Consider the following 22,737-nt stretch of genomic DNA (forward strand, 5'->3'; position numbering starts at 1 on the left):
GGCGTACGGCTTCTTCTACAGCGATTTCGCAGAAGGGGTTCATCGACATTTTGACGTTAGCGAGGTCGACGCCGGAGTTGTCCGCTTTGACGCGAACCTTGACGTTGTAGTCGACCACTCGTTTGACGGGGACAAGAATTTTCATGAAGTTCTCTAAACGGAAGGAAGGCCTGATGACCGTCAATCCACTTTTGTTTTTTATCATGAAAAAGTCAATCAATAACTGACGATATGTTATTTTTATCACAATATAGCGTTATAGTGTACAGGCGTACATCAGTCCAATCCGGAGATTTTTATGCTTCATGCCCATCGCAGCCAAACACCATGAACGAACCGATTACGATTGATTTATCTGCTGGGCTATTGACCTTGGGCTTGAACCGTCCAGACAAGCTCAATGCGCTGACTAATGCCATGTATTCGAGCCTGGCCGAGGCCCTTTTCGATGCGGCCGAAAACCCCGACGTCAAAGTGGTTCTTTTGACAGGCGGCGAACACGCGTTCACCAGCGGCAATGATTTAGAGGATTTTCTTCGGGTCCCGCCGACAGACTTGGACAGCCCTGCGTTCCGCTTCATGGCGTCGGTCATCGAGCTGGAAAAACCATTGATCGCTGCGGTATGTGGCGCGGCGATCGGCATTGGAATGACACTGCTGCTGCATTGCGATTATGTCGCCGTCAGTCGAAACGCGAAGCTGCGCATGCCGTTCGTGAGCCTTGGCTTATGTCCAGAGTTTGGCGCTACCCTGCTGCTGCCTCGGTTGCTGGGGCGTGCCCGGGCAGCCGGGTTATTGCTTCTGGGTGAAACCCTCGACGGTACAAAAGCCGTTGCATGGGGCTTTGCGAATGAAGTGCTGGAGGATGGGGCGCAATGCCTCGCAGTCGCTCGACAGCAAGCCAGCCGATTTCTGGCGTTACCGCCAGACGCGTTAAGGCAAACCAAGCAGCTACTAAAACGCGCCGACTTTCAGCAACTGCAAGACACCCTGCGTCAGGAAAATCTTTTATTCATTGCCCGCTTGGGTTCCGCCGAGGCTCAACAAGCGCTGGGCACCGCCCTCTCCCGCAGCACGTCAAAACTCGGCAAAGCTGCTTCGGGAGAACGCCCCAACCCACAACAATAACGAATCTGCAATGAGCCTCCGAGCATGTCGTTAGCGCAGCACAGACTCTAGCGGGAGGCGACTGGGAAATGCCACTTGGTAGCGCCCGCGAACACTGGATCCAGGGCGCGACTCTCGCTCAGGCGCGCGTCAGGCCGGTTGAACAGGTTCAAGCAATTGTGCCGGTAGCGCGTCCAGTAGTGCCTTCAGGTTGAGCATTTCATCAGCCAGCATCGAAGGACTTGGAGTTGCCCGTGCCGCGACCAGTTTTTTGGCAAACATGAACTCCTGCGACCGGTTTATACAGTCGGCTGCGATAATGCTGCCGCTGAGCAGGTAGAACACTACAAACGAACGCTTCGCCGGAGACCCGCGCATTACCACTTGGTCGTATCCCAGAGACAACCCCACCATTTGTAGTTTTAGATCGTACTGATCCGACCAGAACCATGGCACGGGCGCATAGGGAACCAGCATGCCGTTGATGGCCTTCGCAGCGGTACGCGCCTGTTCAAGCGCATTGGGCACCGACTCCAGGCGCAAGCGCCGCGAGTAAATTGGACTGGGATGACTGCTGCAATCGCCGATGGCGAAGATGTCCGGGTCCGATGTTTGGGCAAATTCATTGACCTGAATGCCGTTATCCACCTCAAGTCCGGCCTGTTCTGCCAACTCGCTGTTGGGTAATACACCGATGCCGATGATGACCAAATCCAGCAAGAGCGTTGCGCCGTCACACGTAACGATACCGCTGACGCATTCGGTAGACGCATCATAGGTAAATCGTTCGATTTGTGTATTGACCCTTATATCGACTCCTGCCGAACGATGCACCGCCTCGTAAAAACTCGATACTTCAGGCGCGGTTACGCGGGAAAGCACTCGCGACGAAGCCTCCAGAACCACAACTTCAAGGCCAGCCTTCCGCGCAACCGAAGCGACTTCCAGGCCGATATACCCGCCGCCGATAATCACTAGCCGCTGCCCTCCGATGAACTGAGGGTGCAACCGTTCCACATCGGCCAAAGTGCGTAAATAATGAACGTTTGCCGACACCTTACCGACCGGCAACCCCGGCGCCTGCAGCAACCGTGGGCGGCTACCGGTGGCAAGTATCAGGCGGGTGTAACGCAGCGACGTGCCATCCGACAGCGTGATGTGATGCGACGCACGATCAATGCCTGTTACACGCGTACCTACCCGCATTTCAATCTCTGATTTGGCATAAATGGCCAGCGGCCTAAGCAGTATTGCTTCGGCCGCTACGCTGCCGGCCAGGAAGGCTTTGGACAGTGATGGCCGCTGATAGGGCAAGCTCTGCTCGTCTCCCACTAGCACAATGCGTCCGGTATAGCCGTTCTGACGCAATGAAATTGCCGCCTCGCTACCGGCATGGCCAGCCCCGATAATCACTGCAGTGGGTTGATCCAGTGTTCTCATCCTGTGTCTCCATTAATCCGCAAAACAGTTCAGGGCACGGCGAGAATGACAACTTACTGTTGCTCAATTGCCATGCAAAGCTGTCATAGTGTCAGTTATAGGAGGAAAGATGGCAAGTAGAAGACGTCGCGGTCGGTGTCTACGAAACGCAGCGAGCAACGTCAGCAGTTCGTCCATACGTAAAAACGGATTGTGTGCAGCTGTGGGTTTGGGGGAGTGCGATAACATCGAGGTCTAAAGCAGGGTTGTGTTCCAACCCCTCGAGCTTCACCAGCGCATATCGGAACAATTGGCTAAACCAGGTCCGACGCTTATCGGCTGTGGTTAATGCCCTGCGCTACAGCAGCGATGGGGGTTATCTGCCGTTGCGTCAGGCCCTGGCGGAGCACGGAACGGGACATAAGCCTCTATCACCCGCTGCCTCATTCAATGAAAGGTTATGTGTTGGGTTATGGCGGAGTCAGGACTAATCTCCGCCGTGGCTGTGTGAAAACTCAAGCCCAGATCAAAGCTTCGCGTTACTCCGCGAAACGTTTATATCTTTTACGATCTGTGGTCGCTCAAAAAGAACGAGGAGTACCAAGAGTTGAGCTGGCGCTTGGCGCTCGAATAGTTTCCATACAGCCGGCTTTTCTAATGCCCAGCAACATTGCGCGCCAAACCGTCCACCGGTTCGGCATACACCGGGCCGAGACGATCAAGGCGACCGCTCCAGACGGTCAGCGCCAATGCGACCAACACCACCAGGCCACCAATCCACGCTGTGTGGATTAACCCCATGTGAGCAACGATTAAACCACCGCCCCACGCACCACCGGCAATGCCGAGGTTAAACGCCGCAATGTTCAAACCTGACGCAACGTCCACCGCATTCGGTGTGTGATGCTCAGCCTGACGCACCACATAAACCTGCAGACCTGGCACGTTGCCGAAGGCGACCGCGCCCCAGACCAGCACGGTGGCCAAGGCCAACCATGGATTACCAGCGGTGAAGGTCAGCACGAACAGCACCGCAGCGAGCAAGGCGAAGATGATTTTCAGGGCGCTGATCGGACCGCGTTTATCGGCCAGTTTGCCGCCCCAGATATTGCCGACGGCCACCGAGATGCCATAGACCAAAAGCACCAGGCTGACGGTGCTGGCGCTGAAGCCGGAAATGTCCTGGAGAATCGGCGCAAGAAAGGTAAAGGCAATGAACGAGCCGCCGTAACCGACCGCGGTCATGGCGTACACCAGCAGCAGACGCGGTTGTTTGAGCACCTGCAATTGCTGCAACAGTGAAGCCGGTTTGCTGTGGACGATGTTTTTCGGCACGTAAAGCAGACTGCCGATGAAGGCAATCACCCCGAGTGCGGACACCGCGAGGAACGTTTCACGCCAGCCGAAATGTTGACCGATAAAGGTCCCCAGTGGCACGCCGGTGACCAGCGCCACGGTCAGACCGGTGAACATGATCGCAATCGCGCTGGCGGCTTTTTCCTTCGGCACCAGGCTGGTGGCGATGGTTGAGCCAATCGAGAAAAACACCCCGTGGGCCAGACCGGTGACGATGCGCGCAATGATCAACGATTCGTAACTCGGGGCTTTCCAGGCCAGCAAATTGCCAAGGGTGAACAACACCATCAGCGACAACAACAGCAATTTGCGTGGGACTTTGCCGGTCAGGGCGGTGAGAACGGGCGCGCCAACGGCGACACCCAGGGCGTAAAGGCTGACCAACAGGCCGGCCGACGGCAGGCTGACCCCAAGGTCGGTACCGATGGTGGGTAACAGGCCAACGATGACGAACTCGGTCGTCCCGATGGCAAAGGCGCTAAGGGTCAGCGCGAGCAGGGCAATAGGCATGGCTGTGACTCCGGTGGGTTTGATTCAGGAGCACAGTGTCGGGGTTGGGCTGTTGCGGAAAAATAGCGAGCCAAGCAATTGATATTTAACCTCCAGGCAAAGATCAAAGGATCGCTGCGTGGTGATTAGTACTTCGCCCCACTTCGTACTGCTGGCGGGTGATTGGCTTAAGCGAGAGCGTCGCGCGCCATTTTGATGGTCTCGTGGACATTATCGGGCGTTATGGTATCAACACTTGGCCGGTAGCTCGGGCAGGCGCAGGAATGGACCATGGCGCGGGGGATTGAGGCAGCGCGAAGCAGCCCGTCGAGATCGTTAAGGGTGAACGCCTTGCCGGTCGTTTTCGCCTGCCGGACGACCAGATCGGAAAGTGCCATGGCTTAAAAGTCGTGGTTGTCAGAGGTTTCCGGTGATCTCGCTGGAACGAAAAAAGGACCCGAAGGTCCTGATTTCAATCGCTTACAGAATTCAGTGGAACTCTGCAGCGCAATATTTGGAGCGGGAAACGAGACTCGAACTCGCGACCCCGACCTTGGCAAGGTCGTGCTCTACCAACTGAGCTATTCCCGCATCTTGGTGACGAGGCGCTATTCTATCGATTCAGATAGCCCCGTCAAGCCCTTGATTCAAAAACTTATTTTTTCTCCGTGGTGTCCCGCAGGTGTGGCCAGGCGGCGCGCAAATACTGAACCATTGACCACAGCGTAAGCCCCGCCGCTACCAGCAACAGCACGTAACCGAGCACGACCCAGAAGGTGAACCCTGGCGGGTTTGCCAACAGAATAACCAGGGCGATCATCTGCGCTGCGGTTTTCCATTTACCCAGGCTGGAAACGGCCACATGTGCCCGAGCGCCGATTTCAGCCATCCATTCCCGTAACGCAGAGATCACGATCTCGCGACCGATAATGACCGCAGCCGGTAATGTCAGCCACAGGTTGGCGTGGGCCTGAACCAACAGCACCAGCGCGACCGCTACCATCAGCTTGTCAGCCACTGGATCGAGAAACGCACCGAATGGCGTGCTTTGTTCGAGCCGACGCGCCAGGTAACCATCTAGCCAATCGGTTGCCGCCGCAATGGCGAAGACCGTACTGGCCGCCGTGTAGCTCCAGTGGTAAGGCAGGTAAAACAGCAAAATGAAGATCGGTATCAGCAGGACACGTATTACGGTGATCAGATTAGGGATATTCATCGGCACAACTGGCTACGAGGTGAGCGGGCATTCTACTCGCTGTGCAGGCTGGCATAAATCGACTCTGCGAGCTTTTTACTGATTCCGGGTGCTTTAGCTATTTCTTCGATGCTGGCACGGGACAATTCTTGCAATCCACCGAAGTGTTTCAGCAGGTCACGGCGACGGGTGGGCCCCACGCCAGCGACCCCTTCCAAGGTCGAGGTGCGACGTGTTTTGCCGCGCCGGGCGCGGTGCCCGGTGATGGCAAATCGGTGAGCTTCGTCACGAATCTGTTGAATCAAGTGCAACGCTGGCGAATCGCCCTTCAACGTGAACTCATGGGCGGCGTCGTTCAGATACAGCGTTTCGAAACCGGCCTTGCGTGTGGCGCCTTTGGCTACGCCCAATAAAATGATGCCCGGTATCGCCAACTCATTCATCACATCCCGGGCCATGGACAACTGCCCTTTACCGCCGTCGACCAGCAAGATATCCGGCAGTTTGCCTTCGCCATCCTTGATTTTGCTGAAGCGCCGCGTCAACGCCTGGTGCATGGCCGCGTAATCGTCACCGCCGGTAATGCCTTCGATGTTATAGCGGCGGTAATCCGCTTTGATCGGCCCTTCCGGACCAAAAACCACGCAGGAAGCCACGGTCGCCTCGCCGCTGGAGTGGCTGATGTCGTAGCACTCAAGGCGCTGCGGTGGCTCATCAAGGTTCAGCACTTTCGCCAATGCTTCAAAGCGCGCCGTCGTGTGCTGTCGGTTCGCCAGGCGAGCGGTGAGCGCTTGTTCGGCATTGGTCACCGCCAATTGCTGCCAGCGCGCACGGGTGCCGCGCACCCGGTGGCTGATAATCATTTCATGGCCACGTATTTCTTCAATCGCATCAATCAGCGTCGGAAAGTCCTCGTGAACCACGTTGACGATGACTTCGCCGGGCAATTCGCGGTCATGATCGCTGAGAAAGTATTGCGACAGAAATGCGGACATAACCTCGCCCACCTCTTCCTCGATACCGACCTGAGGGAAGAAACTCTTGCTGCCTAATACCCTTCCGCCGCGCACACTGATCAAGTGCACACAGGCGCCGCCCGGGTTGATGAATGCCGCCACTACGTCGACGTCACCCGTGCCGCCGTCCATGCTTTGCTGATCCTGAACCCGTCGCAACAGCGAGATCTGATCACGCAGTTCTGCCGCGTGTTCGAACTCCAGATTGACCGACGCCTCCTCCATGGCTGCATTGAGCTCGTTGGACAGCGCGTTGCTGCGGCCTTCAAGGAACATGATTGAGTGACGGACGTCTTGCGCATACACCTCAGGCTCGACCAAGTTGACGCATGGCCCCTTGCAACGCTTGATCTGGTATTGCAGGCACGGCCGGGTCCGGTTTTTGAAATATCTGTCTTCGCATTGCCGGTCCAGATAGGCTTTCTGGAGCAGGCTCAAGCTTTCACGTATGGCCCCGGCGCTCGGGTAAGGGCCGAAATACCGGCCCTTACCCTTTTTCGCACCGCGATGGATGCTTAGGCGTGGGAAATCGCCGTCCGACAGGTAAACGTAGGGGTAGGATTTATCGTCACGCAGCAAAATGTTGTAGGGCGGCCGCCACTCTTTGATGAGTGTCTGCTCTAACAACAGCGCTTCGGTTTCGTTGGCGGTGATCGTGGTTTCGATTTGCGCAATACGGGCGACCAACGCACTGGTCTTCGGTGCATGTCCGGTTTTGCGAAAATAGCTGGCCAATCGATTCTTGAGATTTTTTGCTTTGCCGACATACAGCAAGCGCGCCTCGGCATCGAACATCCGATACACACCGGGACGGCCACTGCAGGTAGAGAGAAAGGCACTTGGATCGAACGTTTGGGTCATTTCAGAGACTGGCATCAACCATGCCGTGGCGAACGGCCAATAGGGCTAGCTCGACATCGCTGCCGATGGAGAGCTTTTCAAAAATACGGTATCGGTAAGTGTTAACTGTTTTGGGCGACAAACACAACTTGTCAGAAATGGTCTGGACTTTCTGACAACCCACGATCATCAGCGCAATCTGAATTTCACGCTCCGACAGCAGATCGAATGGCGAATTACTGCTCTGCGGCTGAAAAGACTTGAGCGCCAACTGCTGAGCAATTTGCGGACTGATGTAGCGTTGCCCGGCAAATACCAGACGTATGGCCTGAACCATCTCGGCCAAGCCTGCGCCCTTGGTCATATAACCCGCCGCGCCAGCCTGCAACAGTCGGGTCGGAAACGGATCCTCTTCACAGACCGTAACGGCCACGACTTTGATATCGGGGTGGCTGCGGATCAGTTTACGAGTGGCCTCCAGCCCCCCGATGCCAGGCATTTTGACATCCATCAACACCACATCGGGTTTGAGTTCACGGGCTTTCTGCAGGGACTCTTCACCTGACTCAGCCTGCCCTACGACCTGGAGCCCATCGATATCGGCCAACATCCGTGTAAAGCCTGTTCGAACAAGATCATGGTCATCGACTACTAGCACCCTAATCAAGCAGACACCTCACAAAACGGTCATGACGAATGTTGCCCACCTTAGCAAAAACATCGAGCCAGACCTAGCGTAAGGCACGATATTGGTGCAACGCCGGCGAGTGAACAGCGTTAATGACACGCTACCATTAACGTCTTCATCTATTTAGATTTTTTTTGAGAAAGCCCAGTCACAGCAATATTTACCCGAGGCGCCGTTCACATCGATTTGTTGTTTGTCAAATATGAAGCTGACAGATCAGCCATGGTCGTCGTCAATCGCCTGATCGCGTCTTGGTCCTCTTTATGCAACGTCCTAAAACTACCGAGGACCTTTTCCTCGGCCTGAGTGAGGTTGTCGACGGGAATCGGGGTTGGCATACCGGTAAGCACAAATAGAACGTCCACACCTCGCGCTGCAACAGCTGCCAGATAATCGGCTTTAGGGGCACGGTCGCCGCTTTCGTATTTGCCCTGAGCATTAGCCTCTACACCACCAATTTCACCAAATACTCGCTGCGAGAGGCCTAAGCGCTCTCGTTCTTTTCGCAATCTTGAACCAATTCCATTCATTTGAATGCATAATCCTGTTGACCCTATCCTTACGAGGGGTAGAATCGATGAAAATTAAACTGATTTGAACGGTTTTGAACTATGCCCGGAATACGTACCGCTGCACAAGCTAAGGCTTGGTTAGAGCAACAAGGAAAATCAGTTCAAGAATTCGCCAGGGAACACAGCATTGATCCTGCGACGACCTATCAAGTCTTGGCCGGACGCAAAAAAGGTAAGCGTGGCGAATCCCATAAAGTTGCGGTGTTGCTAGGAATGAAAATTGGTAGCATTCCAGTTGAAAAACAGTCAGGCGTTGCGCCATCAGCGGAATGACCTTTGCTTTTCAACTCTGCTCTTGGGTAGCGCTCTTATGACTGAACGCTGCTCGTTGCAGGTCTTCTTTAACTGAAAAATTACCGTCATTCGGGACGGTGGTTGCGTTCGGCATCTCGACACGGTGTGTCCCCATGCCCAAGCAGCGACTCAATCATTGAGAACGCGCTCCATCCATAACAACGCGTCCTCGGCGCCGACGACGGTATATTTATGCCGTTGGTAAAGAGCTATCGCCGGATTGCTCTTGAACACTTTCAGTCGGACGCATTTGAATCCGTGTTCATAGGTCATTGAGGCAATCTGATTCATGACCCAACCGCCAACACCTTCGCCTCGATATGGCTCGCACAGTTGTATGTCCCGCAGGTAAAGATAAAGCGACTCCAGACTAACGCTGAAAAAACCAATCCGCTTATTAGTCTTGAGGATGACGAAGCTCTGCCGCGTCTTCCATTCGTCATCGAATAGTTCTCCATGCCATACGCAACCAAATTCGACGTAATAACGGCGCATATTCACCCGGGTCAGTTCACGAGCGAAGTCCAGATCAGCAGCGGTGGCCTGGCGCAGCGTCACGTTCATGTCTGTGCCTCCTCTCTAACAACTTATGTCAACAATCAACGGGTTGAATACCCCTGCGGGGACGACTTCATCCGCGAGGGTCACGCCGCGGTAGGTCTGACACACCGTACCACCCGCTTGCCGAATAAAGTCGATCCCATAGCTTTGGCGCGAGTCGAGTTGAGCTTCCCTATCAAACAACGCGTAGCTCAATTGAGTTTACGCAAAATTAAATTGTAGGTGCGCGCTTGCCCGCAATGGAGCGCGAAGCGGTCCCAAATGCCCAACCCAGTTCCAAAAAACCAATTTGCCTGATTTACAACTGCTTCGCCCGATCGCGGGCAAGCGCGCTCCTACACTGTGTTTGCTCCGCGACGGCCTGTGTGGAAGACGGATTGCAATTTCCAACCCCCTGCGCATTCAATCGGCGCGATGCGAATTTCTAATTGAACAGTCACACGCCGGTGCAGTAAGCTCGGCTCCATTAAACGGAGACAGACCATGTTGCAGTCCACTTCATCGCAGTCACATCGCTCTGCCAGCGCTCGTCGCTTGGCTACAGCCGTGCCTGCCATGGCGGTAACAGGTCTGGTTGTAGCACCCGTTAATTTTTATTTTGGGTATTGGTTTAGCCACTAGCGCGCCTGATACCTATAAGGCGCCCACATAACGGGGTCGCCAACCAGAGAATTCTCTACCCCCGGTCGGCAACCTGATCGGGGGTTTTGTTTTTTCAGGCCCGACAAACACGAATTACATTGAATTGAATTAAGGAACACGACATGAACTACGCCACTGGTTACCGCAACGACACCCACTTCGCCTGGCGATTTAGCAGCCTCCGTTCGGGACAGCCTGCCGCCTCCGATCGGTCACTTTCGGGTGGCATGCCAACACTGAAGGCCGTTACGGCCAATTGTCGAACACCCCAATAGGGCGTCGAGCGCGGTACACCGCGCCCGCCCAGGAAGCCAGCACATGAATTCGTCCGTCGCGGTAAAAAATGTGTCAGAACTGTCGTCGCACAGCGTGACTTTGATCGACAGCGTTCTACCCCCACAGCGTTTGCCCAGCACCTTGCAACTCAAACAGCAATTGCCCCTGGACACAGCGCTTACCCACCAGGTTGCTGCTCATCGTCAGCAAGTGCGCGCCATTCTCAACGGTGAAGACGCCCGTTTATTGGTGGTTGTCGGACCTTGCTCGATCCATGACCCCCGCTCCGCCCTGGAATACGCCGAACGTTTGGCCGCGCTTTCCGCGGACGTCAGCGATGAATTGTTACTGGTGATGCGCGCCTACGTCGAAAAACCCCGCACCACCGTGGGCTGGAAAGGGTTGGCCTATGACCCTCGCCTCGACGGTAGTGATGACATGGCCGGCGGTTTGACGCTGTCCCGGGACTTGATGCGCGAACTGCTTCGGCTGGGCTTGCCCATTGCCACCGAAATTCTGCAGCCGATGGCAGCAGGCTATTTCGACGACCTGTTGAGCTGGGTCGCCATTGGTGCTCGCACCACTGAATCGCAAATTCACCGGGAAATGGCCAGCGGCTTGGCCATGCCGGTAGGTTTTAAAAATGGTACTGACGGCGGCGTCGCCATCGCCACAGACGCCATGCGCTCGGCAGCCCATGCCCATCGCCATTTCGGTATCGATCGGCACGGTCATCCGGCCATCATCGAAACCCAAGGCAATCCCGACACGCACATGGTGCTGCGCGGTGGCCACAGCGGCCCCAACTACGGCAGCCAGAGCGTGGCCAAGGTACGTGCGACCCTGGAAAAGGTCGGAGTAGCCTCGCGAATCATGGTCGATTGCAGCCACGCCAACAGCGGCAAAGACCCCTTGCGTCAACCTGCCGTGTTCAACGACGTGCTTGAACAGCGCTTGCAAGGTGACCGCTCGCTGGTTGGCATGATGCTCGAAAGTCACTTGTTCGAAGGCTGTCAGCCGCTGAGCGGCACTCTGCGCTACGGCGTCTCAGTGACGGACGGTTGCCTGGGCTGGGACGGCAGCGAGCAGTTACTGCGCGACGCGGCCAAACGGCTACGCCTGCAAAATTGAGCGAATGACACGGTAACCGTCCGGATGATCAACCTAAAGGACGGTCGGAACTTTCCCGGGAATTACCGTCCTTAATCCGGTAGGCTTCCCCTTTTTTCACAGGAGTAATATTCCCATGGCTAAAGCCACTGCCCGCCACATCCTTGTTGCCAGCGAAGACAAGTGCAACGAACTTAAAAGCCAAATTGAAGGCGGCGCTGATTTCGCCGAAATCGCCAAGGCCAATTCAAGCTGCCCATCCAGCCGTCAAGGCGGCGATCTGGGTTCGTTCGGCCCAGGCCAGATGGTTAAGGAATTCGACACCGTGGTCTTCAGCGCGCCAATCAATGTCGTGCAAGGTCCGGTAAAAACTCAATTCGGTTATCACCTTCTGGAAGTCACCAGCCGCCAAGATTAAGTCTTGCACCGCTGACTCAACGGCCCGTCTGTCTGACGGGCCGTTTTCATTTAAAACGCTTACACCTGCCGTAAGGCTGTACCGGCTATGTCATTCAAGACATTTATGCGTACAGACAAAAAAACCGATTGTGCAACTCCATGTGTCAATGCATGGTTAGCCCGCGGCTATCAGACTCGTCATTGCGCTATAAACAGCTTATGGTCCGGCAGGTTTCTGCACAATCTTGGTTTTTTACCCTTAACCCTGATATTCGCTTGCGGACATCAGTCAGGATTTGAGCAATGCGTTTTGTTTTTTCATCGTTGATTGTCGCAACGCTAGCCTTGATTTCTGGCTTTCAGCCCTTGGCCGCCGCTCCGGAACATGCCCTGACTGTCTACGGTGAGGCGCCTAAATACCCCGCCGACTTCACCCATTTCGATTACGTTAACCCGGACGCCCCCAAGGGTGGCAGCATGCGGCGGTCCGCGCAGTCTATTGGCCAATTCGACCATCTATTGCCCTATATCGACAAAGGCACCGGTGTGTCGCAAATCAGCGGCATGCTCTATTCCCCGCTGGCTGTTCGCTCGTTGGATGAGCCCTACACAGTTTACGGATTGGTCGCACAGCGAATGGAGCGCCTCGATAACGGCTTGTCGCTGCGTTTCTACCTGAACCCTAAAGCGCGTTTTGCCGATGGCGTTCCAATCACCGCCGAAGACGTACGGTATTCCTATGACCTGCTGATGACCCAGGGCAGCCTGGAATACCGCACCGAATTCGAAGACGTTGCCAAGGTTGAAGTCGAGTCGCCCACGCAAATTCGCTTTGATTTCAAAAGCAACGAGAACCGAACCCTACCGCTGGACTTGGCGTCGCTGCCTGTATTTCCCGAGCATTGGTGGAAAACTCGAGATTTTACCGATGGCGGCGGTTTCGAAATCCCCTTGGGCAGTGGCCCCTATAAGGTGAGTAAGGTCGACGCCGGACGCAGCATCACCTTCGAGCGTGATCCGGACTGGTGGGGCAAGGACTTGCCAGTCAGCAGAGGCCTTTATAACTTCGATAAATTCAGCGTCGAGTATTTCGGTGACATCGACGTCGCGCGTCAGGTATTGCGTGGCGGTGCCTACGATTACAACCGCGAATTCTCCGCGACCGCCTATTCCATTGGCTACGAAAGCCCCGCACTGAGCGAAGGCCGCCTGCAAAAAGCACAGTTGGCCGAGGGTGCGGTGCAGAGTTCTCAAGGCTATATCTTCAACCTTGAACGGCCGATGTTTAAGGACCGACGCGTTCGCGAAGCTTTGGCGATGTTGTGGGACTTTGAATGGAGCAATCGGCAGATGATGCACAATGTGTATGTGCGTCAGAACAGTTACTTTTCCAATAGCGCATTGGCCGCCGACCAACTGCCCACTGACGAAGAACTGAAAATACTCGAACCGCTGCGCGGGAAGGTGCCGTCGGAAGTATTCACCGATGTGTTTCATACCCCAACAACCGATGGCACCGGCTTCATTCGTGACAAGCAATTGCAAGCCCTGAAGCTATTGGAAGAAGCAGGCTGGATGCCGAAAGGTGACCATCTGGTCAACGCGGCGGGCGAACCGTTCGCGTTCTCTTTCCTTAATGCTCAATCCGGTATCGAGCGGCTGCTGCTGCCCTACAAACGTAACCTGGCGCAAATCGGCATCACCTTCGACATCCGCCGCATTGATGCCGCGCAATACCTCAATCGGGTCATGGCGCGGGATTACGACATGATCGTCACTGGCTATCCAGTGTCGACCTCGCCAGGCCTGGAACTGTACAGCTGCTTTGGCTCTAAAAGCGCCAAAGATCCCGGTTCAAACAACTACATGGTCCTGCAGGATCCGGCCGTTGACAGCCTGATTTCCGGGCTGGTCAAGGCGAGCGATAAGCCGACAATGGTCAACTATGCCCACGCACTGGATCGGGTACTGCAATGGGGCTACTACTGGATTCCCAATTTCTACCCGCCCGGCTCGTCTACCGTCTGGTGGAACCGCTTCGGTATTCCCAAGGTCCAGGCCGCCAACGGCGAAGCCATTGAAACCTGGTGGGAAATCAGCCCCACTCCACTGAACAACGAGCAATTCGCGGAAAAACGCGGTGCATCGGCCAATCCCGCAGAGGTGCATTGAATGCTCGGTTATTTACTGCGAAGACTGCTGTTGATCATTCCTACGTTGTTTTGCATCTTGCTGGTCAATTTTTTTATCGTTCAGGCCGCGCCTGGCGGGCCGGTGGAGCAAGCCATCGCCCACCTGCAAGGCATTGGCTCTGCCAGCAGTGTAGGCGGTGCGCCGGCTGAGTCCCGTAGCGGCAGCACCGTTTCCCGTGCCAGCCGAGGCCTGGACCCGAAATTGATCAAAGAAATCGAGCACCAATACGGCTTCGACAAACCGCTGCATGAACGGCTGTGGCTGATGCTGAAAAACTACGCGCGACTGGATTTCGGCAATAGTTTCTTCCGCGGCGCGAAAGTCACGGATTTGATTCTGCAGAAGATGCCGGTGTCGATTTCCCTGGGCCTATGGGCGACGCTGATCACCTACCTAGTGTCGATCCCGCTGGGTATTCGTAAAGCGGTCAGGCATGGCAGTCACTTCGACATCTGGACCAGTACCGCAATCATCATCGGTTACGCCATGCCAGCATTTTTATTCGCCATGTTGCTGGTGGTGGTGTTTGCCGGCGGCACATCGCTGAACTGGTTTCCCGTCCGGGGGCTGGTCTCGGAAAACTTCCAACAGCTCTCTACCGTGGGCAAGATTGCCGACTACTTCTGGCACTTGGTATTGCCAGTCATGTCATTGGTGATCGGTGGTTTCGCTACCTTGACCATTCTGACCAAGAATTCATTTCTCAATGAAATCACCCGTCAGTACGTAGTAACCGCGCGGGCCAAAGGCGTCAGCGAGAAACGCGTGCTGTATGGCCATGTTTTTCGCAACGCCATGTTGCTAGTGGTGTCCGGGATCCCCCAGGCCTTCATCAGCGTATTTTTCGCAGGCTCGCTGCTGATTGAAGTGATTTTCTCTCTGGATGGCCTCGGCCGCATGAGCTATGAAGCTGCGGTTTCTCGGGATTATCCGGTGGTGTTCGGTTCGCTGTTCATTTTTACCCTGTTCGGCCTGCTGATAAAACTGGTGGGTGACATGTGCTACACGCTGGTCGATCCACGCATTGATTTCAGCGCGAGGAACGCCTGATGTTCAGACTTTCTCCGTTAGGCCGCCGCCGCTTCCAACGCTTCCGCGATAACCGCCGGGGCTGGTGGTCCCTGTGGTTGTTCTGCGCGCTGTTCTTGATGAGCCTGGGTGGTGAGCTGATTGCGAACGATAAACCGCTGGTGTTGAGTTATCAGCACTCGTTGTATTTCCCCGCGTTCAAGCGCTATACGGAGCAGGAATTTGGCGGTCAACTGCCCTTCCAGCCGGACTACCGCAGCGACTACGTGCGTAAACTGATCGCCAACGGCGACGGCTGGATGCTATTCCCGCCGATCCCGTTCAGCGATGACACGCCCAACTACGACTTGGTCAAGCCCTCCCCTAGCCCGCCCAGTTCAACCAATTGGTTGGGCACTGACGATCAGGCCCGGGACGTACTGGCACGGGTGATATTCGGTGCGCGGGTATCGATTCTGTTCGCGTTGGCCCTGACGTTTATCAGCGCCCTGATCGGGATTGCTGCAGGTGCATTGCAAGGCTATTACGGTGGCTGGGTCGATTTGGTCGGCCAGCGTTTGCTAGAGGTCTGGTCCGGGTTGCCGGTACTGTATCTGCTGATCATTCTGTCGGGCTTCGTCGAACCGAATTTCTGGTGGTTACTGGGGATCATGGCGCTGTTTTCATGGCTGGCATTGGTCGATGTGGTGCGCGCGGAGTTTCTGCGCGGACGTAACCTGGAATACGTCAAAGCGGCCCGAGCGCTGGGCCTCAGCGATAAAAAAGTGATCATGCGGCACATCCTGCCCAACGCCATGAACGCGACCTTGAGTTACCTGCCGTTCATTTTGACCGGTGCTATTTCGACCCTGACCGCCCTGGATTTCCTGGGGTTCGGCATGCCAGCAGGTAGCGCCTCACTGGGCGAACTAATCGGCCAGGGCAAACAGAATTTGCAAGCGCCGTGGCTGGGCCTGACTGCGTTTTTCACCTTGGCGCTGATTCTGTCGCTGCTGGTATTCATTGGCGAGGCGTTGCGCGATGCTTTCGACCCGAGGTCTTGATATGTCCGAAAACCTGATTGAAATTCGCGACCTGACGGTTGCCTTCAACGGGCACACGGTGGTAAAAAAACTGAGCCTGGACATTCCCGCAGGCGAATGCCTGGCGTTGGTGGGCGAGTCCGGCTCGGGCAAGTCAGTGACGGCCCATTCGATTCTGCAACTGCTGCATCACGCCGGTACGCAGACCACCGGCAGCATTCGTTATCGCGGCCAGCAACTGGTGGGCGCAAGCGCGTCGACACTGCGGGAGATTCGCGGCAACCGCATCGCAATGATCTTCCAGGAGCCTATGACCTCGCTCAACCCGTTGCATACCCTGGCCAAGCAAATTGGCGAGACCTTGCTGGTACACCGGGGACTGAGTGGTAAGGCGGCGCAACGTCGAATCATTGAACTACTGGAACTGGTGGGCATTCAATACCCTCACAAGCGCCTCAAGGCGTACCCACACCAACTGTCTGGTGGCCAGCGGCAACGGGTAATGATTGCTATGGCCCTGGCGTGTGAACCCGATTTGTTGATTGCTGACGAACCGACCACGGCCCTCGACGTCACCGTGCAACGGAAGATTTTGCTGTTGCTTAAAGAGCTACAACAACGCTTGAACATGTCGCTGTTGCTCATTAGCCACGACCTGAATCTGGTGCACAGCATCGCTCAACGGGTATGCGTAATGCGTGCCGGGGAAATTGTCGAGCAGTCCAACTGCCATCTGCTGTTCAAGCACCCGCAACATCCCTACAGCCGTTTGCTGCTGGATGCCGAGCCGGCAGGCGAACCTCTGCCTCGTGACAGCCGCGAGAAAGTGCTGGAAGTCGATAACCTGCGGGTCTGGTTCTCCTTGGGCGGGGGGATTTTTGGTCAGCACCGGGAATACCTTAAGGCGGTGGATGACATCAGCCTGAGCATTGAACGCGGCAAGACGCTGGGCATCGTCGGCGAATCAGGGTCCGGCAAGTCGACGTTGGGTCAAGCGATCCTGCGCTTGGTTGAGTCGCGGGGCAGCATTCGGTTTCAGGGGCAGCCACTGGATGGCCTGAGTCAAAAAGCGATGCGTCCGTGGCGCAAACAGATGCAGGTAGTGTTTCAAGACCCTTACGGCAGCCTCAGCCCGCGGATGTCGGTGGAGCAAATCATCAGTGAGGGTCTCGAAGTTCACAGCAACCTTACGCCGACACAGTGCGAGATTGAAGTGATCCGGGCCTTGAAAGAGGTGGGCCTCGACCCTGACAGTCGGCATCGCTACCCTCATGAGTTCTCCGGCGGGCAACGCCAACGCATCGCCATTGCCCGAGCACTGGTATTAAAACCGGCATTGATTCTGCTCGACGAGCCGACCTCGGCGCTGGACCGCACGGTGCAGAAACAGGTGGTCGCCCTGCTCCGCCAGCTTCAAGAAAAACACGGCCTGACGTACTTATTTATCAGCCATGACCTGGCAGTAGTCAAAGCGCTGGCCCACGACCTGATCGTGGTCAAAGACGGCAAAGTTGTCGAGCGCGGCGCCAGCCATGACGTGTTCGATTCACCGCAGCATCCGTACACCAAGGAATTATTGGCGGCAGCGCATCCTGGGTTTGCTTGACTGTAGGCTCTGTGTTTGCGGCGCGACAGCGCGACGTCGGAGGCGTGGCGGAACCTCCTACAGGGGATTGTGATTGGCCGCCCATGATTAAAAGCCAACTTGAGGACTTGAACATGAGCTTGCATGGTAAAACTGCACTGGTTACCGGTTCCACCAGCGGCATTGGCCTGGGCATCGCCCTGAGCCTGGCCAACGCGGGTGCTAATGTGATTCTCAACGGCTTCGGCGATGCGGCCGCAGTAGTGGCCGATGTTGAAGCGGCGGCTGGCAAAGACGGCGGCAAAGTCGGCCACCATCCGGCTGACGTGAGCGACCCCGCGCAGATCGCTGACATGGTCGCCTACGGCGAGCGTGAATTCGGCGGCATCGACATTCTGGTTAACAACGCCGGAATACAGCATGTGTCACCGGTTGAGGATTTCCCGGTCGAGCGCTGGGATTCTATTATTGCCATCAACCTGTCGTCGGTGTTCCACAGCACTCGCCTTTGCCTGCCGGGCATGCGCAATAAGGGCTGGGGCCGAATCGTCAATATCGCTTCAGTCCACGGGCTGGTGGGATCTACCGGCAAAGCGGCCTACGTCGCAGCCAAGCACGGCGTGATTGGCTTGACTAAAGTAGTGGGGCTGGAAACAGCTACCAGCAATGTCACGTGCAATGCAATTTGCCCTGGCTGGGTACTGACGCCGCTGGTGCAGCAGCAAATCGACGCCCGTGGCGCGGCAGACGGCGACCTGGAAAAAGCCAGGCACGACCTGCTGGCCGAAAAACAGCCTTCGCTGGAGTTCGTGACACCACCGCAACTGGGCGAACTGGTGCTGTTCCTGTGCAGCGAAGCCGGCAGCCAGGTACGCGGTGCTGCCTGGAACATCGACGGCGGCTGGTTGGCGCAATAAACCAGGCCTATATAACCGCTGGCGTCGTCTATTCAATCTTGAACGGATTGCCCTCGGGCTGGTCTGGCACCAGCCCCCAATTGGCTACGTTGGGTTCTGCGGCGGGCTGAGGCGCCGCTGGCGGTGTGCTGATGGTTTTCGGCGATCCGTTGTCACGGTGCAGCTTAAGGCGCAACCGCACGTTGTTCATGGAATCGGCGTTCTTCATGGCCTCCTCCTCGCTGATAGCGCCTTCGACGACTAAGTCGTACAACGCACCGTCGAAGGTTTGCATCCCCAGGTTAGCGGATTTTTCCATGATGCCTTTGAGTTCATTCAACTCGTTGCGCTGGATAAAGTCGCGGATAGTCGGCGTACCGAGCATCACCTCCACCGCAGCGCGACGCTTGCCGTCCTGGGTCTTGACCAATCGCTGGGAAATAAACGCTTTAAGGTTGTTGCCCAGGTCATGCAGCAATTGCTGACGGCGATCTTCCGGAAAGAAGTTGATGATTCGGTCCAGTGCCTGGTTAGCGTTGTTGGCGTGCAGGGTCGAGATAGCCAAATGGCCAGTGTCGGCAAAGGCCAGCGCGTGCTCCATGGTTTCCCGATCACGGATCTCGCCGATCAAAATCACGTCTGGGGCCTGACGCAAGGTGTTCTTCAACGCGGCGTGGAAACTTCGAGTGTCGACCCCCACTTCACGTTGGTTAATGATCGATTTTTTATGTCGATGGATGAATTCCACCGGGTCCTCAATGGTAATGATATGGCCGCCGCTGTTGCGATTGCGGTAATCGATCATGGCCGCCAGCGACGTGGATTTACCCGAGCCGGTGGCGCCGATCACCAGCACCAGACCGCGCTTTTCCATCACCACTTCCAGCAGCACGGGCGGCAGTTTCAAATCTTCAAAACGCGGAATTTCGAGCTTGATGTTCCGGGCCACGATTGAAACTTCATTACGTTGCTTGAAAATATTGATCCGAAACCGCCCGATGCCAGCCAGCGACACCGCCAGGTTCATCTCCAGCTCACGTTCAAATTCCACCCGTTGTTCGACGTCCATGATGCTCTCGGCCACCGCCGCCACAACGCCCGGCTTCAAGGCCTCGTTACTCAGGGGTTTAAGCACACCGTTAAACTTCGCGCAGGGCGGCGCGCCAGTCGACAGGAAAAGGTCCGATCCGTCCTGACTGGCCAGAATTTTCAACAGCGCGGGGAAATCCATAAGCAGCACATCCGCATGAACAAGAAAAATGACGAGTCGCCGACAGTAAACGTAGCTCTATTGGCCGGCGAATGGCTGTAGCTTGGATTGATAAGGGGTTTGGCGCAAACCGATATTGCAGATGTTGCGCACCTGTCGGCAGAAACAATCAATCGGCATCGAGGACAGGCATAATACCCACCGATTTTTCAGGACTGCCCGAGACATGAAAGCGCTCGCCCGCCACATTCTGGTGAAAACCGCCGAAGAGGCCGAACAACTCAAACAACGTATTGCCAAGGGTGAAGCGTTTGACGTGTTGGCCAAAAAATATTCCACCTGCCCCTCAGGCAAACGCGGCGGCGATCTGGGCGAAGTTCGGCCAGGGCAAATGGTCGGTGCCATTGACCAAGTCATATTTAAAAAACCAGTACGGGTGATCCATGGACCGGTCAAGAGCAAGTTTGGGTATCACTTGGTGCAGGTTTTTTATCGGGATTGAGAACGTAGAAGCGGGGGTCTGTAGGAGCCAACTTGTTAGCGATATAAGCCACAACGCAGCCGTTCAGATGCACCGCGTCGCCCGTCTCGCCAACCAATTGACTCTTACATATCTCGCTCTTGGTGTTACTGAAACACCGGCATCACGCTCTTGGGAATCAATGCCCCCGGATGTTGTATCACCAAGCCCGCTAACCGATGCCCGGCGAGTGCTGCTTGTTCTGGACTTCCACCCTTCAACCGCTGGGCCAAGTACGCTGCGCTGAATGAATCGCCCGCTGCTGTGGTGTCAACCACCCGCGCAACCTTCTGCGCCGGGATTTCAAATCGCTCGCCCAAAGCCTCGACCAGACAGCTTTGTGCGCCGCGTTTGATTACCACTTCGCTGATACCTAACGCTCTGTACACCGACAACAACTGTTCCGTGTCGGCATAGCCAAACAGCGCTTGCTCGTCATCTTCAGTCAACAACGCCAGGTCCACTTGCGGCAGCACCGCGCGATAGGCTTCGCGGGCCTGTTCGACGCTGGCCCAGAGCCGTGGTCGGTAGTTATTGTCGAACGCAACCCGGGCGCCGCGCTTGCGGGCTTCGGTCAACACTGACAACAACCGTGCACGGCCCTGCTCGCCCAGCACCGCCAAGGTGATGCCACTGAAATACAGCACATCGTAATCCGCCAGCGCCGCCAGAATCGGCTCTGCGGCGGGCGTGGTAAAGCAGTCACGCACCGCCGCTTCATTGCGCCAGTACAGAAAGCGTCGCTCGCCGTTGCCGTCGGTTTGGATGCAATACAAACCGGGCAATCGTCCTGGCAGGCGCTGAACACGGCTCAGACCGATTTGCTCATCGGCCCACACCTGGCACATGGCATCGCTGAAACTGTCGTCCCCCAGGGCCGTGACGTAATCCACCTGGGACGAGCCGCCGAGCATGCGCGCCATATAGACCGCCGTGTTCAGCGTGTCACCACCGAAACTCTGTTGCAGTGTGCCGTTGGCATGTTGCTGCAACTCGATCATGCATTCGCCGATCAAGGCAATACGAGGATGATTGTGACTGATCAATTCGCTCATCGGACTGGCTAGCTCCTCGGCCTAGAAAAACGTGGTCAAGGGTTCGATGACCATCAGACGCTCGTCAACCAGACAGCCCGAGCGCCATTTATCGAAGGTCAAACACGGGTGCGAGGTGCCGAAAGAAATGATGTCACCAATCTTCAGTTCACAACCCGGAGCAATGGTCATGAACGCATGTTGGTCCATCACCGCCGTTACGCTGCAGGCGCTGACATCATCGCCCATGGCAGGCAATACACCGGCGCGGTAACGCAGCAATGGGTTGGGCAACCCGGCGTCGAATGCGACGTCGCGTTTGCCCATGGCGATCACTGCGAAGCCAGGCTCCGGCATCGATTGCACGTGCGCCCAGACTTCCAACGCCGGGAGTAAAGCCTCGCTCAGCTCACTGCGACGATCCAAGACACAGCATTGCGCGTCTTTATAAATGCCGTGGTCATGCACCACGTAACTGCCGGGTCGCAACACGCTGAGAAAACGCTCGCGAACGGCTTGGGCATCAAACGCTTCTGCGATCAAGTCGTACCAGGCCGAACCGGACGCCGTGACAATGGGGCGGCTCAGAAAAAACGCGCCTTTGTCTTGCAGTTCAACCGCCAAACGCACCAGTGAAGCGGCAAAGGCCTTGATCCCGGCGATGGCGTGATCACCATGAATCACGCCTTCGTAGCCTTCAATTCCGGTCAATGCCAGCGCCGGTTGAGCGGCAATCGCCTCGGCCAGCGCCAATACTTCCTGCTCGGTACGGCAACCACAACGTCCACCGGGCACGCCGTACTCGATCATCACGTTCAAACGCAAGCCGCGTCCGCCGAAGTATTCGCCCAGCGCTGCGACGTTGTCCGGGTGATCAACCATGCAGTGGAAATCAAACATCGAGTCGTCGAGCAAGTCAGCGATCAGCGCCATGTTCGGCGTGCCCACCAATTGGTTCGCCATCAACACTCGCCGCACACCATGGGTATAGGCTGCGCGGGTCTGCACGGCAGTGGCCAAGGTGATGCCCCAGGCGCCTTGTTCCAACTGTCGGCGAAACAACGCCGGGACCATGCTGGTTTTGCCGTGGGGGGCCAGTTCGGCGCCGCTGTTGCTGACGAAGGACTGCATCCAGCGAATGTTATGTTCCAGCGCCTTCTGATGTATGACCAACGCGGGCAGGCTGACGTCGCGCACCAGGCTGTCGCCGGGCGCAGCGGCGCCTTTTTCTACTGCGGTTGCGTTCAAGTCGGCAGTTGCAAAACTCATGACGGTTCTCCTGAC

At 56.1% G+C, this 22,737-nt stretch carries 21 protein-coding genes, 1 tRNA gene and 2 pseudogenes; 10 read left to right on the plus strand and 14 right to left on the minus strand.

Annotated elements, in window-relative coordinates:
- A pseudogene (locus JWR17_RS09595) lies at nt 1-145 on the minus strand (electron transfer flavoprotein subunit beta/FixA family protein); the annotation flags it as partial.
- Between the two features lie 182 nt (nt 146-327).
- Here JWR17_RS09595 and JWR17_RS09600 point away from each other — a divergent pair.
- Nucleotides 328-1,128 (plus strand): enoyl-CoA hydratase, encoded by an 801-nt coding sequence (locus tag JWR17_RS09600; protein WP_299830618.1) that lies wholly within the window; start codon nt 328-330, stop codon nt 1,126-1,128.
- Between the two features lie 129 nt (nt 1,129-1,257).
- Here JWR17_RS09600 and JWR17_RS09605 read toward each other — a convergent pair whose 3' ends face one another.
- The 9 genes and pseudogenes from JWR17_RS09605 to JWR17_RS09645 form a co-directional block, all read right to left on the minus strand.
- Nucleotides 1,258-2,547: an FAD-dependent oxidoreductase gene (locus JWR17_RS09605; RefSeq protein WP_299830620.1), complete on the minus strand. Its 1,290-nt coding sequence runs from the start codon at nt 2,545-2,547 to the stop codon at nt 1,258-1,260.
- A 153-nt stretch (nt 2,548-2,700) separates the two neighbouring features.
- Nucleotides 2,701-2,884, minus strand: a pseudogene (locus tag JWR17_RS09610) (integrase); the annotation flags it as partial.
- A gap of 296 nt (nt 2,885-3,180) precedes the next feature.
- Complete coding sequence (locus tag JWR17_RS09615; RefSeq protein WP_299830622.1) at nt 3,181-4,392, minus strand: MFS transporter; 1,212 nt, start codon at nt 4,390-4,392, stop codon at nt 3,181-3,183.
- A gap of 167 nt (nt 4,393-4,559) precedes the next feature.
- Nucleotides 4,560-4,769: a hypothetical protein gene (locus JWR17_RS09620; RefSeq protein ID WP_299830674.1), complete on the minus strand. Its 210-nt coding sequence runs from the start codon at nt 4,767-4,769 to the stop codon at nt 4,560-4,562.
- 117 nt (nt 4,770-4,886) lie between these two features.
- Nucleotides 4,887-4,962 (minus strand) — tRNA-Gly (locus tag JWR17_RS09625).
- A 64-nt stretch (nt 4,963-5,026) separates the two neighbouring features.
- Entirely contained in the window at nt 5,027-5,587 is a 561-nt protein-coding gene (pgsA, locus tag JWR17_RS09630) for a CDP-diacylglycerol--glycerol-3-phosphate 3-phosphatidyltransferase (RefSeq protein WP_299830624.1), read from the minus strand.
- Between the two features lie 32 nt (nt 5,588-5,619).
- On the minus strand, nt 5,620-7,443 hold the full coding sequence (uvrC, locus tag JWR17_RS09635; protein WP_299830670.1) for an excinuclease ABC subunit UvrC: 1,824 nt from the start codon (nt 7,441-7,443) through the stop codon (nt 5,620-5,622).
- Nucleotide 7,444: 1 nt separating this feature from the next.
- Entirely contained in the window at nt 7,445-8,089 is a 645-nt protein-coding gene (gene uvrY, locus JWR17_RS09640; RefSeq protein WP_299830626.1) for a UvrY/SirA/GacA family response regulator transcription factor, read from the minus strand.
- Nucleotides 8,090-8,286: 197 nt separating this feature from the next.
- Nucleotides 8,287-8,640, minus strand: coding sequence for a transcriptional regulator (locus JWR17_RS09645; RefSeq protein WP_299830628.1), 354 nt, complete (start codon nt 8,638-8,640; stop codon nt 8,287-8,289).
- A gap of 81 nt (nt 8,641-8,721) precedes the next feature.
- Between JWR17_RS09645 and JWR17_RS09650 the strand changes: the two genes are divergently transcribed.
- Nucleotides 8,722-8,955, plus strand: coding sequence for a DNA-binding protein (locus tag JWR17_RS09650; RefSeq protein WP_299830630.1), 234 nt, complete (start codon nt 8,722-8,724; stop codon nt 8,953-8,955).
- A gap of 150 nt (nt 8,956-9,105) precedes the next feature.
- Here the strand turns inward: JWR17_RS09650 and JWR17_RS09655 are convergent, their stop codons facing one another.
- Complete coding sequence (locus tag JWR17_RS09655; protein ID WP_299830632.1) at nt 9,106-9,540, minus strand: GNAT family N-acetyltransferase; 435 nt, start codon at nt 9,538-9,540, stop codon at nt 9,106-9,108.
- Between the two features lie 957 nt (nt 9,541-10,497).
- On the opposite strand from JWR17_RS09655, the gene JWR17_RS09660 reads away from it, so the two are divergent.
- The 7 genes from JWR17_RS09660 (at nt 10,498) to JWR17_RS09690 (ending at nt 18,710) form a co-directional block, all read left to right on the plus strand.
- Complete coding sequence (locus JWR17_RS09660) at nt 10,498-11,586, plus strand: 3-deoxy-7-phosphoheptulonate synthase (protein ID WP_299830634.1); 1,089 nt, start codon at nt 10,498-10,500, stop codon at nt 11,584-11,586.
- A gap of 115 nt (nt 11,587-11,701) precedes the next feature.
- Complete coding sequence (locus JWR17_RS09665; protein ID WP_299830636.1) at nt 11,702-11,983, plus strand: peptidylprolyl isomerase; 282 nt, start codon at nt 11,702-11,704, stop codon at nt 11,981-11,983.
- Between the two features lie 284 nt (nt 11,984-12,267).
- Nucleotides 12,268-14,136, plus strand: a complete 1,869-nt coding sequence (locus tag JWR17_RS09670; RefSeq protein ID WP_299830638.1) for an extracellular solute-binding protein — start codon at nt 12,268-12,270, stop codon at nt 14,134-14,136.
- Nucleotides 14,137-15,207: a microcin C ABC transporter permease YejB gene (locus tag JWR17_RS09675; protein ID WP_299830640.1), complete on the plus strand. Its 1,071-nt coding sequence runs from the start codon at nt 14,137-14,139 to the stop codon at nt 15,205-15,207.
- On the plus strand, nt 15,207-16,229 hold the full coding sequence (locus JWR17_RS09680) for an ABC transporter permease (protein ID WP_299830642.1): 1,023 nt from the start codon (nt 15,207-15,209) through the stop codon (nt 16,227-16,229). Before JWR17_RS09675 ends, JWR17_RS09680 begins: the two co-directional genes overlap by 1 nt.
- Before the next feature lies 1 nt (nt 16,230).
- Nucleotides 16,231-17,814 (plus strand): ABC transporter ATP-binding protein, encoded by a 1,584-nt coding sequence (locus tag JWR17_RS09685; protein ID WP_299830672.1) that lies wholly within the window; start codon nt 16,231-16,233, stop codon nt 17,812-17,814.
- A gap of 113 nt (nt 17,815-17,927) precedes the next feature.
- Nucleotides 17,928-18,710 carry a 3-hydroxybutyrate dehydrogenase gene (locus JWR17_RS09690; RefSeq protein WP_299830644.1) on the plus strand — a complete coding sequence of 261 codons (783 nt, stop codon included), beginning with the start codon at nt 17,928-17,930 and terminating at the stop codon, nt 18,708-18,710.
- A 28-nt stretch (nt 18,711-18,738) separates the two neighbouring features.
- On the opposite strand, the gene JWR17_RS09695 is transcribed toward JWR17_RS09690, so the two are convergent.
- On the minus strand, nt 18,739-19,920 hold the full coding sequence (locus JWR17_RS09695; protein ID WP_299830646.1) for a PilT/PilU family type 4a pilus ATPase: 1,182 nt from the start codon (nt 19,918-19,920) through the stop codon (nt 18,739-18,741).
- 205 nt (nt 19,921-20,125) lie between these two features.
- On the opposite strand from JWR17_RS09695, the gene JWR17_RS09700 reads away from it, so the two are divergent.
- The gene (locus JWR17_RS09700) at nt 20,126-20,401 is read left to right on the plus strand and encodes a peptidylprolyl isomerase (protein WP_297835580.1); all 276 of its coding nucleotides are present in this window, start codon (nt 20,126-20,128) and stop codon (nt 20,399-20,401) included.
- 125 nt (nt 20,402-20,526) lie between these two features.
- On the opposite strand, the gene JWR17_RS09705 is transcribed toward JWR17_RS09700, so the two are convergent.
- Nucleotides 20,527-21,474: a sugar kinase gene (locus tag JWR17_RS09705; protein WP_299830648.1), complete on the minus strand. Its 948-nt coding sequence runs from the start codon at nt 21,472-21,474 to the stop codon at nt 20,527-20,529.
- Between the two features lie 21 nt (nt 21,475-21,495).
- Nucleotides 21,496-22,722: an amino acid deaminase gene (locus tag JWR17_RS09710; RefSeq protein ID WP_299830650.1), complete on the minus strand. Its 1,227-nt coding sequence runs from the start codon at nt 22,720-22,722 to the stop codon at nt 21,496-21,498.
- Between the last annotated feature and the right edge of the window lie 15 nt (nt 22,723-22,737).

The organism is Pseudomonas sp. (genome assembly GCF_028293835.1).
Taxonomy (GTDB): domain Bacteria; phylum Pseudomonadota; class Gammaproteobacteria; order Pseudomonadales; family Pseudomonadaceae; genus Aquipseudomonas.

Bases quoted from the DNA above. Each gene is read 5' to 3' on its own strand.
- JWR17_RS09600 (WP_299830618.1), top strand. From the start codon at position 328: ATGAACGAACCGATTACGATTGATTTATCTGCTGGGCTATTGACCTTG.
- JWR17_RS09605 (WP_299830620.1), bottom strand. From the start codon at position 2,547: ATGAGAACACTGGATCAACCCACTGCAGTGATTATCGGGGCTGGCCAT.
- JWR17_RS09615 (WP_299830622.1), bottom strand. From the start codon at position 4,392: ATGCCTATTGCCCTGCTCGCGCTGACCCTTAGCGCCTTTGCCATCGGG.
- JWR17_RS09620 (WP_299830674.1), bottom strand. From the start codon at position 4,769: ATGGCACTTTCCGATCTGGTCGTCCGGCAGGCGAAAACGACCGGCAAG.
- pgsA (WP_299830624.1), bottom strand. From the start codon at position 5,587: ATGAATATCCCTAATCTGATCACCGTAATACGTGTCCTGCTGATACCG.
- uvrC (WP_299830670.1), bottom strand. From the start codon at position 7,443: ATGACCCAAACGTTCGATCCAAGTGCCTTTCTCTCTACCTGCAGTGGC.
- JWR17_RS09645 (WP_299830628.1), bottom strand. From the start codon at position 8,640: ATGAATGGAATTGGTTCAAGATTGCGAAAAGAACGAGAGCGCTTAGGC.
- JWR17_RS09650 (WP_299830630.1), top strand. From the start codon at position 8,722: ATGCCCGGAATACGTACCGCTGCACAAGCTAAGGCTTGGTTAGAGCAA.
- JWR17_RS09655 (WP_299830632.1), bottom strand. From the start codon at position 9,540: ATGAACGTGACGCTGCGCCAGGCCACCGCTGCTGATCTGGACTTCGCT.
- JWR17_RS09660 (WP_299830634.1), top strand. From the start codon at position 10,498: ATGAATTCGTCCGTCGCGGTAAAAAATGTGTCAGAACTGTCGTCGCAC.
- JWR17_RS09665 (WP_299830636.1), top strand. From the start codon at position 11,702: ATGGCTAAAGCCACTGCCCGCCACATCCTTGTTGCCAGCGAAGACAAG.
- JWR17_RS09670 (WP_299830638.1), top strand. From the start codon at position 12,268: ATGCGTTTTGTTTTTTCATCGTTGATTGTCGCAACGCTAGCCTTGATT.
- JWR17_RS09675 (WP_299830640.1), top strand. From the start codon at position 14,137: ATGCTCGGTTATTTACTGCGAAGACTGCTGTTGATCATTCCTACGTTG.
- JWR17_RS09680 (WP_299830642.1), top strand. From the start codon at position 15,207: ATGTTCAGACTTTCTCCGTTAGGCCGCCGCCGCTTCCAACGCTTCCGC.
- JWR17_RS09685 (WP_299830672.1), top strand. From the start codon at position 16,231: ATGTCCGAAAACCTGATTGAAATTCGCGACCTGACGGTTGCCTTCAAC.
- JWR17_RS09690 (WP_299830644.1), top strand. From the start codon at position 17,928: ATGAGCTTGCATGGTAAAACTGCACTGGTTACCGGTTCCACCAGCGGC.
- JWR17_RS09695 (WP_299830646.1), bottom strand. From the start codon at position 19,920: ATGGATTTCCCCGCGCTGTTGAAAATTCTGGCCAGTCAGGACGGATCG.
- JWR17_RS09700 (WP_297835580.1), top strand. From the start codon at position 20,126: ATGAAAGCGCTCGCCCGCCACATTCTGGTGAAAACCGCCGAAGAGGCC.
- JWR17_RS09705 (WP_299830648.1), bottom strand. From the start codon at position 21,474: ATGAGCGAATTGATCAGTCACAATCATCCTCGTATTGCCTTGATCGGC.
- JWR17_RS09710 (WP_299830650.1), bottom strand. From the start codon at position 22,722: ATGAGTTTTGCAACTGCCGACTTGAACGCAACCGCAGTAGAAAAAGGC.